The 13,387-nt window shown below is 68.1% G+C and carries 14 protein-coding genes; 10 read left to right on the top strand and 4 right to left on the bottom strand.

The window, feature by feature from the left end:
• Window positions 1-68: 68 nt before the first annotated feature.
• Together AAHK21_RS17595 and AAHK21_RS17600 are read left to right on the top strand one after the other, a co-directional pair.
• Window positions 69-1,622 carry a collagen-like triple helix repeat-containing protein gene (locus AAHK21_RS17595; RefSeq protein ID WP_367857902.1) on the top strand — a complete coding sequence of 518 codons (1,554 nt, stop codon included), beginning with the start codon at window positions 69-71 and terminating at the stop codon, window positions 1,620-1,622.
• A 91-nt stretch (window positions 1,623-1,713) separates the two neighbouring features.
• Complete coding sequence (locus AAHK21_RS17600) at window positions 1,714-3,384, top strand: ShlB/FhaC/HecB family hemolysin secretion/activation protein (protein WP_367857903.1); 1,671 nt, start codon at window positions 1,714-1,716, stop codon at window positions 3,382-3,384.
• A gap of 144 nt (window positions 3,385-3,528) precedes the next feature.
• Here the strand turns inward: AAHK21_RS17600 and AAHK21_RS17605 are convergent, their stop codons facing one another.
• Window positions 3,529-3,936: a response regulator gene (locus AAHK21_RS17605; RefSeq protein ID WP_046854132.1), complete on the bottom strand. Its 408-nt coding sequence runs from the start codon at window positions 3,934-3,936 to the stop codon at window positions 3,529-3,531.
• A 47-nt stretch (window positions 3,937-3,983) separates the two neighbouring features.
• Window positions 3,984-4,166, bottom strand: coding sequence for a Flp family type IVb pilin (locus AAHK21_RS17610; protein ID WP_367857904.1), 183 nt, complete (start codon window positions 4,164-4,166; stop codon window positions 3,984-3,986).
• A gap of 289 nt (window positions 4,167-4,455) precedes the next feature.
• On the opposite strand from AAHK21_RS17610, the gene cpaB reads away from it, so the two are divergent.
• The 8 genes from cpaB to AAHK21_RS17650 are packed head-to-tail and all read left to right on the top strand — an operon-like array spanning window position 4,456 to window position 11,936.
• Window positions 4,456-5,403 (top strand): Flp pilus assembly protein CpaB, encoded by a 948-nt coding sequence (cpaB, locus tag AAHK21_RS17615; RefSeq protein ID WP_367857905.1) that lies wholly within the window; start codon window positions 4,456-4,458, stop codon window positions 5,401-5,403.
• A 19-nt stretch (window positions 5,404-5,422) separates the two neighbouring features.
• The gene (locus AAHK21_RS17620; protein WP_367857906.1) at window positions 5,423-6,715 is read left to right on the top strand and encodes a type II and III secretion system protein family protein; all 1,293 of its coding nucleotides are present in this window, start codon (window positions 5,423-5,425) and stop codon (window positions 6,713-6,715) included.
• Window positions 6,712-7,902, top strand: a complete 1,191-nt coding sequence (locus tag AAHK21_RS17625) for a pilus assembly protein (protein WP_367857907.1) — start codon at window positions 6,712-6,714, stop codon at window positions 7,900-7,902. Before AAHK21_RS17620 ends, AAHK21_RS17625 begins: the two co-directional genes overlap by 4 nt.
• Window positions 7,899-9,155, top strand: a complete 1,257-nt coding sequence (locus tag AAHK21_RS17630; protein WP_038706838.1) for a CpaF family protein — start codon at window positions 7,899-7,901, stop codon at window positions 9,153-9,155. The genes AAHK21_RS17625 and AAHK21_RS17630 overlap by 4 nt, the downstream gene beginning before the upstream one ends.
• The gene (locus AAHK21_RS17635) at window positions 9,152-10,033 is read left to right on the top strand and encodes a type II secretion system F family protein (protein WP_367857908.1); all 882 of its coding nucleotides are present in this window, start codon (window positions 9,152-9,154) and stop codon (window positions 10,031-10,033) included. The genes AAHK21_RS17630 and AAHK21_RS17635 overlap by 4 nt, the downstream gene beginning before the upstream one ends.
• A 2-nt stretch (window positions 10,034-10,035) precedes the next feature.
• Window positions 10,036-10,923, top strand: a complete 888-nt coding sequence (locus AAHK21_RS17640) for a type II secretion system F family protein (RefSeq protein ID WP_038706836.1) — start codon at window positions 10,036-10,038, stop codon at window positions 10,921-10,923.
• Window positions 10,924-10,961: 38 nt separating this feature from the next.
• Complete coding sequence (locus tag AAHK21_RS17645; protein WP_038706835.1) at window positions 10,962-11,663, top strand: tetratricopeptide repeat protein; 702 nt, start codon at window positions 10,962-10,964, stop codon at window positions 11,661-11,663.
• A 12-nt stretch (window positions 11,664-11,675) separates the two neighbouring features.
• Window positions 11,676-11,936 (top strand): DUF3613 domain-containing protein, encoded by a 261-nt coding sequence (locus AAHK21_RS17650; protein WP_038706834.1) that lies wholly within the window; start codon window positions 11,676-11,678, stop codon window positions 11,934-11,936.
• Between the two features lie 42 nt (window positions 11,937-11,978).
• On the opposite strand, the gene AAHK21_RS17655 is transcribed toward AAHK21_RS17650, so the two are convergent.
• On the bottom strand, window positions 11,979-12,755 hold the full coding sequence (locus AAHK21_RS17655) for a response regulator (protein ID WP_367857909.1): 777 nt from the start codon (window positions 12,753-12,755) through the stop codon (window positions 11,979-11,981).
• A 119-nt stretch (window positions 12,756-12,874) separates the two neighbouring features.
• Entirely contained in the window at window positions 12,875-13,345 is a 471-nt protein-coding gene (locus AAHK21_RS17660) for a prepilin peptidase (RefSeq protein ID WP_038706832.1), read from the bottom strand.
• Window positions 13,346-13,387 lie beyond the last annotated feature (42 nt).

Genomic DNA, 13,387 nt, shown 5'->3' on the forward strand with positions numbered 1-13,387 from the left:
CCGATTCGGCGCCATGCGCTTTCACTGCTGTTGTGAGCAAAACAATCAGCAGCAGCGGGAGTCCTTCCATGAACACTCAAGCGTGGATCAAGGCGGCAACGGCGCTGACGATGGCCGTGAGTCTGGGCCTTGCCGGTTGCAGCAGCGGCGGCGGCGGGCATCACAGCGAGGTCGATGGTTCGTCGTCCGATGGCGGCGCGGGTGCCGGAGCCGGTGGCGACGGGGGCGATGGCACGGGCGGCAGTGGCGGCGGCGGTAGCGGTGGCACCACGTCCCCGGGTGATGGCAGCGCCGGTACCGGTGGCGGCGGTGGTGGTGGCGGCACTGGCGGCGGCAGCACGCCTGGTGGCGGTGACGGCGGCACGGGCGGTGGCACCACACCCACTGCGCTGGTCACCGGCCAGGTGGTCGACCAGTTGGGCAACACCGTGTCCGGGGTCGGTGACGGCGTGAGCAATCTCGGCCAGGTGATCGGTGCGCTGCCCATTGCCGGCAATACCTCGTTGAGCGGTGGCGTGGGCACGCTGGTGTCCTCCGCCGGCAACGCAGTGAACAGCGTCGGCGGTGGCCTGAGCGAGGGCCTGGGGCAATTGGGTACCGGCAACAATGCCGTGGGCACCACCGTCGGCGTGGTCGGTGCGGCCACCGCCGACCTGGGCGGCGGTGTCTCCGGCCTTGGCCAGGGCGTGGCCGGGCTGGCCAGTAGCGGGCCGGTCGAGCAGGTGCCGGTGGTCAACCAGCTGGTTGCCGGGGCCGGTCAAGGCGTCGACCGGGTTGGCCAGGCGGTGACCATGCTCGGCGACACCCTGTCGCCGGTCGGCACCAGCGGCCCGCTCGCCGGGGCGACCCAAGGCGTGAGCGATGCCTTGGTGCCGGTGGTCTCGCTGGTGGAAAACACGGCGGCCAATGCCACGCGGCAGACCGGGCTCGCCGGGCCGCTGAACCAGGCGCTGAACCAGACCGGTGGTGCCCTGAACCAGGCCGGCCAGCAACTGGCGGGGGCGGGCAACGGCAACCCCTTGAGCAACACGCTCGGGCAGGCGGTGGCCAATACCGGCACCACAGTCAGCACGGCGAGCGGCCTGGCCCCTGTTACCGGCGGCCCACGCAGCGGCCTGCTGGAAACCGTCGGCGGCGTGGTGGCCGGTGCCGGCAATGGGCTGACGGCGAGCACCGCTAGCCCGACCGTGAGCGGTATCGGCGGCACTTCGGTGCAGACGGGCAATACCGTCGCCAGCCTGGGCACTGTGCTCGGTGGCAACGGCGTGGCCAACAGCGCTGCCGGGGCACCGGTCGCGGCGCTGACCCAGCAGGTGGGCAGCGGCCTCAACCCGGTGGTCGCCGGTGTCTCCAGCGTGACCCAGCAAGTCGGCGCCAGTACCGGCGTCGGCGCCCCCGTGGCGGGGTTGCTGAACCAGGTCGGTGGCGCGGTGGGCTCTGCCGGCACGCAACTGGCCGGTACCACAGGCAACCCGGTTGTCAGCCAGGTTGGCGCGACGGTGACCGCGGTCGGTACAACGCTCGGCCAGGCGGGTACCTTGGTCAACGGCGGCGCGCCGGCCGGTGGTCTTGGTGGTGCGCTCAATGGCGTGTCAGGGGCTCTGGCAGGCGGGCAGCGCTGACGCCACGGGCTACGCTCAAGGTGAGTGAGACCGACCGGCGCGCCGTTCGCCGGTCGGTCACCCCGCCATCCGTGGATCATGGAGTGTCCGAATGCGCCGATTGCTGCTGACGATGCTGGGGCTGTCCGCAGCCTGCCTGGCCCGGGGCGAACCCCTGCCGAGTTTCCTCAACAGCAACGAGACCGAACGCCGCCTGCCCACGCCCAACCTGCCGGTGGATGCCTACCGGCCCGACCAGCCCGGCTTGCGCGTGCCCAGCGTGGACACCGCGCGGCAACCACCGTTGCTGATGAACACTCGGGTGGCGGTGCGCAAGGTGCGTTTCGAAGGCGGCACCGTCTACCCCCTGAGCGATCTGCGCGAGCATTTCCAGCCGGTGATCGGGCGCGAGGTCACGCTCGCCGAGCTGATCGAGATCACCCGCCGCCTGACCCAACGCTACCAGCAGGACGGTTACCTGCTGTCATACGCCTACCTGCCGCCCCAGGACTTCGCCGATGGCCGGGTGCGGGTGGTGCTGGTGGAAGGCTACATCCACGACTATCAGGTCGAGGGCGACATTGGCGCGGCGCGGGCTTATCTGGTGCAACTGCTGGACCGGCTCAAGGCCGAGCGTCCGCTGACCCGCGAAAGCTTCGAGCGCTATACCAGCCTGGCCGGGCGCATCCCCGGGGTGACGTTCCAGGCCCAGGTGCCGCCACCGGCGACCACCGACGGCGCGACCCGCCTGCTCGCCCAGGTGTCGCGCAAGCCGGTCACCACCACCTTGAGCCTCAACGACGGCAGCCGCGACGACCTGCAGGCACTGCTGGGCGCAAGCAGCAACGCGCAGACCCGCTTTGCCGAACAGTTGAGCGCCAGCGTGCTGGTACCGCCTGGCGAGGACAAGGAGCATTACTACCGCCTCGACTACAGCCAGTTCCTCGATGCCGAAGGCTCGAAGCTGTTGTTGTCGGCTTCGCGCTACCGCAGCGACCCCAAGGCGCGCATTCGTCTGGACAACGGCATCGACCTGACCCAGCACCGCGAAAACGAACGCTACTCGGTGGGCATCAGCCAATCGCTGATCGCCTCGCCCAGTGAATGGCTGGAGGTGGTCGGGCGCTTCTACGTGGTCAACGACCGCATCGATTACCAGGTGGTGGGGTTCCCCCTGCGCCTGGACAGCGAGACCGATATCCGCGCGCTGTCCTTCGAAGGCGACTGGCGCAAGGCCGAGGCGCGCCGCCTGCGGATTATCAGTGCCGGTGTCTACCAGGGGCTGGATCGCCTTGGCGCCAACACCAATGCCGACTACGACCTGGACTTCCTGCGCCTGCGGGTCTCGGGTGTGCAGAGCGACAACTTCAGCGACAACTGGCAGGGCGTGGCATCGGCGGCGGCCTACTGGAGCAACGACAGCCTGCCCGACAGCGAGCGGGCGGTGTTCGGCGGGCAGAACTTCGGGCGCGGCTACCCCAGCGACCAGGGCTCCGGTGACAAGGGCTGGGGGCTGGCCTACGAGCTCAACTACAGCTTCCGGCGCGACGCTGGCTGGCTCAAGGTCGTGCAACCGTACGTGGCGCTCGACACCGCGCGGGCCTGGTTCAACGCGCTGGACGTGCGCGATTCGAAGATGTCGTCGGCGGCGCTGGGGCTGCGCTTTGGCGATATGCGCTACTACAACATCGCGGTGGAGGTGGCCAAGCCGATGTCGGACATGGCGCTGGACAGCTTCAACCGGCGGCCACGGCTGAACCTGAGTTTCAGTTATCAATTGTAAGGGGGGCTGTGCCCCCATCGCCGGCAAGCCGGCTCCCACACTGACCGCGCACTCGAGCGCTTTCCTTGTGGGAGCCGGCTTGCCGGCGATGTGCCGCGTCAGCGGCGCCTTCTGTAAGGGCGTTGTACGGTGCCGAGTCCGGCGTTACTTCACCGCCTGCATCAACGGCTTGGGAAACAGGTTCTCCAGCGTCTCGAGCAGGCGGGCGTGATAGATCGGCTTGCGGAACAGGTCGAGCACCTGCAGCCGCAGCAGGTCGCTGACATCGTCCATGTCGGCATGCCCGGACATGACGATCACCGGCAAATGCTGGCGCGCGGTATGTTCGCGCAGGCGCTGGACCAGGCCCAGGCCGCTTTCCTCGGGCATGCGCAAGTCGGTGATCACCAGGGCGACATCGGGGTGGCGGGTCAGCTGTTGCAGGGCTGACCTGACCGAAGTGGCGGTGTGACAACAGAAACCTTCGTTTTCCAGCAGCTCGGCCAGCTCCAGCAAGGCCTCCTCCTCGTCGTCCACCAGCAGGATCTGTTGACGCAAGGAAGAGGTCGGCATGCTTGGCTCCGGGCGGTTGGACTACACGTCTCGCTGGCGCGGTGCGGTCACTGGGTGATCGCGGTCTGGATCTTGGTCATGATCTCCGACACTTCGCCCGAAATGGGGGTGACGAAGCCAGCCAGCACCACCGCGACCATGGCCGCGATCACCGCGTATTCGATACCGGAGGCGCCATCCTTGCGCTGGAGGAAGGTCTTCACGTGGAGGAGGATCTGTTGCAGCAGCATGGCACGTCTCCTTGCGCTCGATGGGCGCCGGTCGGAGGGGCTTGATAAGTGATACCCCTTTGCCATCAGAGCATCGCCAAGCCGTGGCGGCCTGCAAATGTAAAAAAGCATTAATCCCAAAGTATTGGTTGGAATTGGCGGCGCTAAGTTTTTGTTTTGTCGGTGCGTCAATTTCGTGGCTCGAAAAAACCAGCACAGGTAATGGCGAAAGATTGCGCCTCAGCTACCGTCCAATAGCGAAATAGTTACTTTTTGCCATCATTGGTCCCGGGCGTAAGGGAGAGCGCAGATGAGCAGTCGCCTGACCATGATCCTCGCCGGCCTGTTCCTGCTCGCGGCCTTGCTCGCGGGGTACTGGGGCCTGCGCCTCAGCCGTCCGCCCGAGCCTGCGCCGGCCCCTCTCACCCCACCCAGCGAGGCCGCCATCCCGGCCGCAGCCGTACCCGCCGCGCCCCCGGAACCCCCACGCTCGCCCATCGTGGTCCTGCGCAGGGCGGTCGCGGCCAACACCCCCTTGAGTGAGGAGGATGTGCTCCTCGAGCGCCTGCAGGTGGTGCCGGCCGGTGCTTTCCAGCAACTTGACCAGGTGCTCGGGCGCAGCAGTGCCCGCCCCCTTGCGGCGGGCAGTTGGCTGGACGAGTCGAGCTTCCAGGCCGGCGGCCCCCTGGCGCGGATGATTCGCGCCCACGAACGGGCGGTCGCGGTGGCCATCGATGATGTGATCGGTGCCGCCGGGCAGCTGCGCCCAGGCGATTATGTCGACGTGCTGCTGTTCCTGCGTGAAGAAAACAACAACCCGCAATCCTCCGCCCAGGTGGTGTTGCCGGCCTTGCGCGTGCTGAGTGTCGACCAGCAGACGGGCCTGGCCAACGATGGGCGCCCGGCCCAGAGCGCCGAAGAGCAGAAGGCCCGCCGCGACCAGCAGTCCATCGCCAGCAACCCTGTGCGCACCGTGGGCCTGGCCGTGCCCGAGGCCCTGGCCAGCCGGCTGATGCTGGCGGCCCAGGCCGGGACCCTGCGCCTGGCGGTGCGCAGTGCCGACGAGCCGCTGCTGGCCGGGTATTGGTCCGGCCAGGATGCCAGCCCGCAGCTGGAAACGGCCAACCGCAACCTCTACCGCTTCAGCCAGCTGTCCCAGGTGCCCCTGGCCAGCCAGGCGGCGGCAGCGGCGGCTGGCGTGCCGACCATGCAGATCATCCGCGGCGCGCAGAACGGCGACAACAACAAGACTCCCTGAACCGGCAAGGATGCGATCCATGCGTAGTTCTTTGCGTGTTACTCCACGAGGCAACTGGCTGGCCCCGGCGCTGCTGGCCCTGGCCTTGCTCGCACCGACGGCGCAGGCGGCCGCGAAGGGTTGCGCGGCCTTCGGCCAACTGCCCTCGGTCATCGAGATGGACCAGGGCCTGCAGCAGGAACTGCGCCTGCCGGTGGCCATCACCCGGGCGGCGGTCGGCGAGCCCAAGGTGGCCGATGTGCAGCCCAGCGGCGAGCGGGCCGTGCTGCTCACGGGAGTGGGGCAGGGCACCACCAGCCTGATGCTGTGGACCGACTGCGCCGCCCAGCCGCACCGCGCCATGCTGTTCGTCAAGGGCCGGGCCAGCGCCGACATGGCAGAGGCCGCGCAACTGCCCACGGCCCAGGAGGACCTGCCCGTGCAGGTGCAGGCCGATATCCGCTTCGTCGAGGTGCGCCGCCTGAAATACAAGGAGGCCGGCGCGCGGTTGTTCTTCAAGGGCTCGAACAACAGCCTGATCGGCTCGCCCAATACCGTGCCCAACACCGTGGTGCGCCCCGGCTACGTGCCGGGCATCGCCACCGGCACCAACCCGGTGACCTACGCCGATGTGCGGCCCGGCATCCCGCTCGACAACGACGTCTTCAACATTGTCTGGGGCGGCGGCAGCAGCCGCTTCCTGGCGATGATCAACGCCCTGGAGAACAGCGGCTTCGCCTACACCCTGGCCCGCCCCAGCCTGACCGTGCTCAGCGGCTTGACCGCGAGCTTCCTGGCCGGTGGCGAGATCCCCATCCCGGTGCCCAGCAGCGGCAGCGACAACGTGTCGATCGAGTACAAGGAGTTCGGCGTGCGCCTGGCGCTGACCCCGACCGTGGTCAGCCGCAACCGCATCACCCTCAAGGTGGCGCCCGAGGTCAGCGAGCTCGACTACAACAACGCGGTGGTCATCGCCGGTACCCAGGTGCCGGGCCTGAGCGTGCGCCGCACCGACACCAGCATTTCGCTGGCCGATGGCGAGAGCTTCATCATCAGCGGGCTGATCAGCAGCAACGTGCGCTCGGCCGTGGACAAGATGCCGGGCCTGGGCAATCTGCCGATCATCGGCGCGTTCTTCCGCCAGTCGGCGCTCAACCGCGAAGAGACCGAGCTGCTGATGATCGTCACCCCGCACCTGGTCCAGCCGTTGGCCGCCAATGCGCGCCTGCCGGAGCTGCCGGGCGAGGCGCTGCGCACCTACGACCCCAGCTGGGGCCGCCTGTTCTTCATGGAAAACGGCAATTTCGAAGGCCGTGGCGGGTTGTCCCAATGAGCGAAAGCCTGAACCAGACCTACCTGGCCCTGACCCGCAACGACGAAGACCTGCACTGGCTGCAGGGCGCGTTGGCGCCGCTGGGGCAGGTGATCGGCGCCAGCAGTCCGAACCTCGACGAGTTGCTGGCGCTGGTCGACATGACCTTCAGCAACCTGGTGTTCATCGGCCTGGACCGCGAACAGCTGATCGGCCAGTGCGCGTTGATCGAGGGCCTGCTGGAAGCCAAGCCCATGCTGGCCATCGTCGCCCTCGGCGACGGCATGGACAACCAGCTGGTGCTGCATGCCATGCGCGCCGGCGCCCGCGACTTCGTCGCCTACGGCTCGCGGGCGAGCGAGGTGGCGGGGCTGGTGCGGCGCCTGGGCAAGCGCTTGCCGACGGCCACCAGCAACCCCAGCCTGGGCGGCCTCACCGTGCTCTACGGCACCCAGCGCGGCGCCGACGGCGCGCTGCTCACCACCCACCTGGCGCGGGTGGTACAGGAGAGCGGGCAGCAGACCTTGCTGCTCGACCTTGGCCTGCCCCGCGGCGACAGCCTGGCCTTGCTGGGCCTTGAGGCGTCGTTCCATTTCGGCGATGCCCTGCGCCACCTGCGCCGGCTTGACGCCACCCTGATCGACAGCGCATTCACCCGCGACAAGGGCGGCCTGCGCATCCTCGCCTATGCCGACAACGACGAGGCCCTGCAACAGTCCAGCGCCGCCGAGCTGCACATGCTCCTCGGCGCCCTGCGCCAGCACTTCCAGCACATCGTCGTGAACCTCACCGGGCAGGCCGACAGCGAGGCGCTGCGGACCCTGGTCAGCCACTGCGACAAGTTGATCGTCTACACCGACCAGAACATCCTCGACTGCCGGCGCAACCTCGACGTGCTCGAGCAGTGGCGCGACCGTGGCATCAAGCTCGAACACGCCAGCCTGCTGGTGGACCGCTACCTGCGCCAGGTGGCGCCGGATGCCGAGGCCCTGGCCAAGCGCTACGGGCTGCCCTTGCTCAAGGTCATGCCGTACAGCCCGGAAGTGCGCCTGAACGCCAAGAACCAGGGCCTGAGCCTGTTCGAACTGGCCCCGCGTGAAAGCCTTACCCAGGCCCTGCGCGGGCTTGGCGAGCGCCTGGCGCGGCGCTCGGAAAACCTCGCGCCGCCGGGCCAGACCTGGCTGCGCCGGCTGTGGGGCAACCGATGATCAGCGAAGAACCCTTTGGCGGGCCCCGTCACGCGGCCAGCGACCCGCAGGCGCTCAAGCGCGCCCTGCACCGGCACGTGATCGATGCCATCGAGGATAGCGGCCGCAACCTGCTGGAGGGCGCGCGGCCGGTGCTGGCGCAGTTCGTCCTCGAGCAGGTGGGCGACTACGTGGCGCGCCTGCGCCTGGCCCTGTCGCGCTACGAGATGGAGCGCCTGGCCGAGGAGATCGTCGACGAGCTCACCGGTTATGGTCCGCTGGAGGTGCTGCTGCGTGACCCGAGCGTGACCGAGATCCTGGTCAACGGCCCGTACCGGGTGTTCGTCGAGCGCTCCGGCCTGCTGCAGCAGACCGACCTGCGCTTCATCGACGCGCACCATGTCGAGCGGGTCATGCAGCGCATCCTCGCGCCCCTGGGCCGGCGCCTGGACGAGTCGTCGCCGATGGTCGATGCGCGCATGCCCGACGGCAGCCGGGTCAACGCGATCATCCCGCCGGTGGCCCTGGACGGCCCGTGCCTGTCGATCCGCAAGTTCCGCCAGGACATGCTCAAGAGCGCCGACCTGCTGGCCACCCGGGCCATCGACCAGCCCATCTACGACTTTCTTGAACGCGCCGTGGGCCGGCGCTGCAACATCCTGGTCAGTGGCGGCACCGGCACCGGCAAGACCACCCTGCTCAATATCCTCAGCCAGATGATCGCGCCCCAGGAGCGCCTGGTGACCATCGAGGACGTGGCCGAACTGCAGCTGCACCACCCGCACGTGGTGCGCCTGGAAACCCGCCCGCCGAATGCCGAGGGCCACGGCGAGATCAAGGCCAGCGAGCTGATCCGCAATGCCCTGCGCATGCGCCCCGACCGCATCATCCTCGGTGAGATCCGTGGCGCCGAGGTGCTCGACGTGATGACCGCGATGAACACCGGCCACGACGGTTCGATGAGCACGGTGCACGCCAACACCGCCCAGGACGCCCTGCTGCGCCTGGAGACCCTGGTCGGCCTGACCGGCCGGCAGATTGCCGAGAAGACCCTGCGGCAGATGATTTGCGCCGCGCTGGACGTAGTGATCCAGCTGACCCGCCTGGCCGATGGCCGGCGCTGCGTCAGCGAGGTGCTGGAAGTGGTCGGGGTGCGTGACGATGTGTATGTCACCAACACCTTGTTCCGCCTGGACCGGCGCAGTGGCGAAGGCTTTCTGCGCGAGGCGCCGAACCCCGCTGGCGGCAAGCTGCGCCACGAAGGGGTGCTGTGATGGGCCCGCTGCTGCTGGCGCTGTCGCCCCTGTGCCTGGGCATGGCCTTGCTGCTGTGGCGCCTGGGCCTGTACAAGCGCGGCGAGGAGCGCATCCTCGAACGCCTGGGCCGGGCCTACCGTGCCGTGCGCAGCGGTACGGCACGGCGTGACTGGCTCGACCCGTTGCTGCAGCGTGCAGGCCTTGCCCATGCCGATTTTTCCCCGCGCCCCTGGCTGCTGGGCTGGCTGGCGCTGACCTTGCTCGCCGGCCTGCTGGCCGGCTGGGTGGCGGCGCTGATGGTGCTGGCGGGCCTGCCGCTGCTCGGCCACCTGTACCTGGGTTGGCGCTGTCGGCGCCGCCTGCAGCAGATCGTCCAGCAATTGCCCGGCCTGCTCGACTACAGCGTGCGCAGCCTCAAGGCCGGGCGCACTCTCAACGAGGCGGTGCTCGGCGGCGTCGACAGCACCCGCGAGCCGTTGCGCTCGGCAATGCTGCGGGTGCGGCGCAACGTGCAGCTCGGTGTGCCGCTGGAGGATGCCGTCAGCGAGTTCGCCGAACTCTACGGCCAGGCCGAGCTGCGCATGTTCGCCCTGGGATTGCGCATCAACCAGCGCCACGGCGGCAACGCCAGCGAACTGATGGAGAACCTGATCAAGCTGATCCGCGAACACGAGCAGGGCGACCGGCAACTGCGCGCCATGACCGGCGAGACCCGCATCACCGCGTGGATCCTCGGCGCGCTGCCGCTGGTGATGGTCGGCTACTTCCTGTTCGCCAACCCCACCTACCTGCTGGCCATGTGGCGTGATGCCAGCGGCCAGATGATGCTGCTGTTCGCCTTTGTCATGCAGGCGGTCGGCTGCCTGGTGCTGTGGCGCATGATGAGGAGCCTGTGACCATGGCCCTGATGCTCAGTGCCCTGTGCCTGTTCGCCGCGTTCGCCCTGCTGGCCGCGCAGGCCATCGGCCAGTGGCGCGCTCGCCAGCGCGTGGCGCGGCGCCTGCAGGGGCGGCTGGACCGTGACGAGCGCCTCGGCGACTGGTTGCAGTGGCTGGGCAGCAGCCCGTGGGGGCGGCGCCTGCAACGGCTGGACGGCGAGACCCAGGCGCTGCTTGACCGCCTGGGCTGGCGGCGCAGCCGGCAACGCGCACTGTTCGCCGCCGTGCAATTGGGCTTGCCGGTGCTGGCAGTGGGCATGGCGCTGCTGTTGGCCCATGGCCTGCCCGGGGAAAACCGCGGGCACTGGGGCGTGTTATTGCTCTGTGCGCTGGGCGCGGGCTACCTGTTGCCCAAACGCCTGCTGGTCGTGGCGGCGGCCCGGCGCCAGCGGCGGATCGCCGAGGAGGTGAGCCTGCTCATCCCGTTGCTGCGCATCCTCTTCGAAACCGGGCTGGCGGTGGAGCAGGCCCTGCGCGTGCTGGCCCAGGAAGGGCGCAGCCTGGTGCCGAACATCAGCGACGAGTTGCGCCTGGTGTTGCAGCGGGTCGATTCCGGCCTGGCCCTGGGCCCGGAGCTGGAAAAGACTGCGCGCCTGCTGGCGGTGGACGAGTTCATCGACACCTGCGTCATCCTCCAGCAACTGCTGGTGCAGGGCAGTGGCTCGATGAAGTCGTTGCTGGCGCTCAAGGAACTGCTCGACGACCGCCGCCTGACCGGCCTGCAGGAGCGAGTGTCGAAAATGTCGGCGAAGATGTCGGCGGTGATGATGGTGTTTCTGTTCCCGGCCCTGCTCATCGTCCTGGCCGGGCCGGGGTTTTCCGCCCTGGCGCGGGCCTTGGGCTCATGAGCTCCGGAACATTCGGGCATTGATAGGGGAGACGCGCAATGAAAGCCATCCTGACGTTCATCAGCCTGCTGCTGCTCGGCGGTTGTGCCGGGCAGCCTCCCGAAGGCCTGGCGCGCCTGCTGGGCGGCGGCACCTGTGGCAAGCCCGACGCCGACCAGCAGTTGAGCCTGGACATGGCCGACCAGATGATCAGCGAAGGCCGCCCACACGCCGGGCTGGCCCACCTGGAGCAGTTGCCCGAGCAGCTCGACCAGGTGCGTCTGCGCAAGGCCAAGGTGCTGCGCCTGCTTGGGCGCCCCGAGGCCGAACCGCTTTACCGCAGCCTGCTCGGCGGCTGCCTGGCCGCCGAAGGCGAGCACGGCCTGGGGCAACTTGCCTCGGCCCGTGGCGACGACACCCAGGCCCTGCGCAATCTGCAACGGGCGGCGCGGCTGGCGCCCACCGACGAGAAGGTGCGCAACGACCTGGGCGTGGTGCAGATGAACCTGGGCAATCACGAACAGGCGCGTTTCGAGTTTCTCACCGCCATCGAGCTCAAGGACGACAACCCGCTGCCGGCCGTCAACCTGGTGACCTTGTCGCTGGTGCAGGACAACTGGCGCCAGGCGGAGGACCTGGTCAATCGCCTGCACCTGAAGCCCGAGCAGTTCGCCGAGGCCCAGGCCCGGGCGCAGCGCATTCTTGCCAACGGGCGTGGCCCGCTGGCCGCCACCGAATCCCCGGCCGCGGCCATCAACTGAGCGGAGGTGAACATGTTCAAGCCCTGGATCGTCCTCGCCTGCCTGGCCGCGCCACTGTCGGCGCTGGCCGAGGACCCGCCGCGCCAGCCGCGCCCGCAGACCGCCACCGAAGCCCTGTTGCAGGTGCAGGCGAGCAATCGCCAGGCCTCCAGTGTGCGCCAGGTGCAGACCGACAAGGAACGCGACCAGGCCATGCAGCGCTGGCTGGACAGCTACAAGTATCCGATCCCGGATTTCTACCGCTGGACCAAGATCAGCTCGTCGAACAATTGAGTGCCTGATCGCGGCCTGGCCCCGCGATCAGAATCAAGGCATTCAATGGGTGGTAAAGCGCTGATGCACCGGCGACGAGCGTGGAGTCAGCGCCAGCGCCAACTGCGTGCGGTTGTGCATGTGGGTCAGACGCAGCACCTGAGACACGTACAGCTTCACCGTGTTTTCGGTGATGCCCAGTTCGCAGGCGATCTGGTAGTTGGTCTTGCCCTTGCTCACCAGCCGGGCGACTTCCAGTTGCCGCGGTGACAGCTTCTCGAACGCCGCCGGCAGCTCCGGCTCGCCTTCCTCGCTATCGCCGGCGCGCCGATGGGCGCCCTGGCCCCGGGCTTTTTCCAGGTCCTGGTATAGGTCGTCGATGGACTCGGCCAGCTCCTGCAGGCGCTGGTTGAGGCTGCCCAGTTCGCGGAAGTTGCGCCGCCGCTCCAGCAGCGCGGCTTCCTGCCGGCGCACGCCTTCGAGCAACTCTTCCAGGTCCATGGGTTTCTGGTAGTAGTCGGCGAAGCCCTCGCGCAGGGCGCGGATCACGTCCTGCTTGTCGGCGCGGCCGGTCAACATGATCGCCTCGAACATGCGCTGCGGCCCGGCGATCTGCTTCAACGTGCGCACCAGTTCGATGCCATCGCGCTCGGGCATGTGCAGGTCGCACAGGATCAGGCCGATGGTCTCGTCCGCCTTGAAGCAGTCGATGCCCTGGCCGGTGGAGTGGGCGGGGACACAACGGTAGCCCTCGCTTTCGAGGAATTCGCACAACTCTTCGACGATCACTGGCTGGTCGTCGACCACCAGCACTTTCACCTCACTGACGGGTTTGTTCACGATCAACTCCCTGTTGTATCGGCCCTGCTCCCGGGCCAGACGCTCTGGCAGTTAGAAAAGTAGTCGCACTTTGCCGTTATGTACATCGGTCCTACTCCAGAATCCGACCCTTCGGTCGCTTATTGGATCCACACGGCTGTCAGCAGGAAGCCAGCGAGCACATAGGGGGCAAAGGGCTGCTTGTCGCCGACCTGTTCGGCCAGCGCCTGCAGGCGCTTCTTCACCTTGGGGTTGAGCAGGGTCCACAGGCGCCGGCGGCCGAACATCCAGGCCAAAACGGTGACCCCGGCGCCGATGAAGGTGCCGAGCACGTACTGCGGGCTGGTGGCCAGGGCCAGGGCGCCCATCAGTTTCACGTCGCCGGCGCCGAAGCGGCCGAGCATGTAGCCGGGCAGGGTGAGCAGCATGACGATGGCCAGGCCCCAGCCGGCCTCGCTGGCGTCGGCGCCGATCCAGCTGCGTCCGGTGGCGAACAGCCAGGCCAGGGCGCACGCCGCGACGCCCAGGGTCAGGGCGTTGGAGATTTGTCGTTCACGGACATCTTGTTCGGTGCACAAGGCAAGCCACAGCAGGAGAACAATGCTTTGCATTGGCAAAATGCCATCCCTATTCGTTGAACGGTTCTATGCTTT

It is taken from the genome of Pseudomonas sp. TE50-2, assembly GCF_040813665.1.
Classification (GTDB): Bacteria; Pseudomonadota; Gammaproteobacteria; order Pseudomonadales; family Pseudomonadaceae; genus Aquipseudomonas; species Aquipseudomonas soli.

Coding starts and splice junctions, on each gene's coding strand:
- AAHK21_RS17595 (WP_367857902.1), top strand. CDS start 69: ATGAACACTCAAGCGTGGATCAAGGCGGCAACGGCGCTGACGATGGCC.
- AAHK21_RS17600 (WP_367857903.1), top strand. CDS start 1,714: ATGCGCCGATTGCTGCTGACGATGCTGGGGCTGTCCGCAGCCTGCCTG.
- AAHK21_RS17605 (WP_046854132.1), bottom strand. CDS start 3,936: ATGCCGACCTCTTCCTTGCGTCAACAGATCCTGCTGGTGGACGACGAG.
- AAHK21_RS17610 (WP_367857904.1), bottom strand. CDS start 4,166: ATGCTGCTGCAACAGATCCTCCTCCACGTGAAGACCTTCCTCCAGCGC.
- cpaB (WP_367857905.1), top strand. CDS start 4,456: ATGAGCAGTCGCCTGACCATGATCCTCGCCGGCCTGTTCCTGCTCGCG.
- AAHK21_RS17620 (WP_367857906.1), top strand. CDS start 5,423: ATGCGTAGTTCTTTGCGTGTTACTCCACGAGGCAACTGGCTGGCCCCG.
- AAHK21_RS17625 (WP_367857907.1), top strand. CDS start 6,712: ATGAGCGAAAGCCTGAACCAGACCTACCTGGCCCTGACCCGCAACGAC.
- AAHK21_RS17630 (WP_038706838.1), top strand. CDS start 7,899: ATGATCAGCGAAGAACCCTTTGGCGGGCCCCGTCACGCGGCCAGCGAC.
- AAHK21_RS17640 (WP_038706836.1), top strand. CDS start 10,036: ATGGCCCTGATGCTCAGTGCCCTGTGCCTGTTCGCCGCGTTCGCCCTG.
- AAHK21_RS17645 (WP_038706835.1), top strand. CDS start 10,962: ATGAAAGCCATCCTGACGTTCATCAGCCTGCTGCTGCTCGGCGGTTGT.
- AAHK21_RS17650 (WP_038706834.1), top strand. CDS start 11,676: ATGTTCAAGCCCTGGATCGTCCTCGCCTGCCTGGCCGCGCCACTGTCG.
- AAHK21_RS17660 (WP_038706832.1), bottom strand. CDS start 13,345: ATGCAAAGCATTGTTCTCCTGCTGTGGCTTGCCTTGTGCACCGAACAA.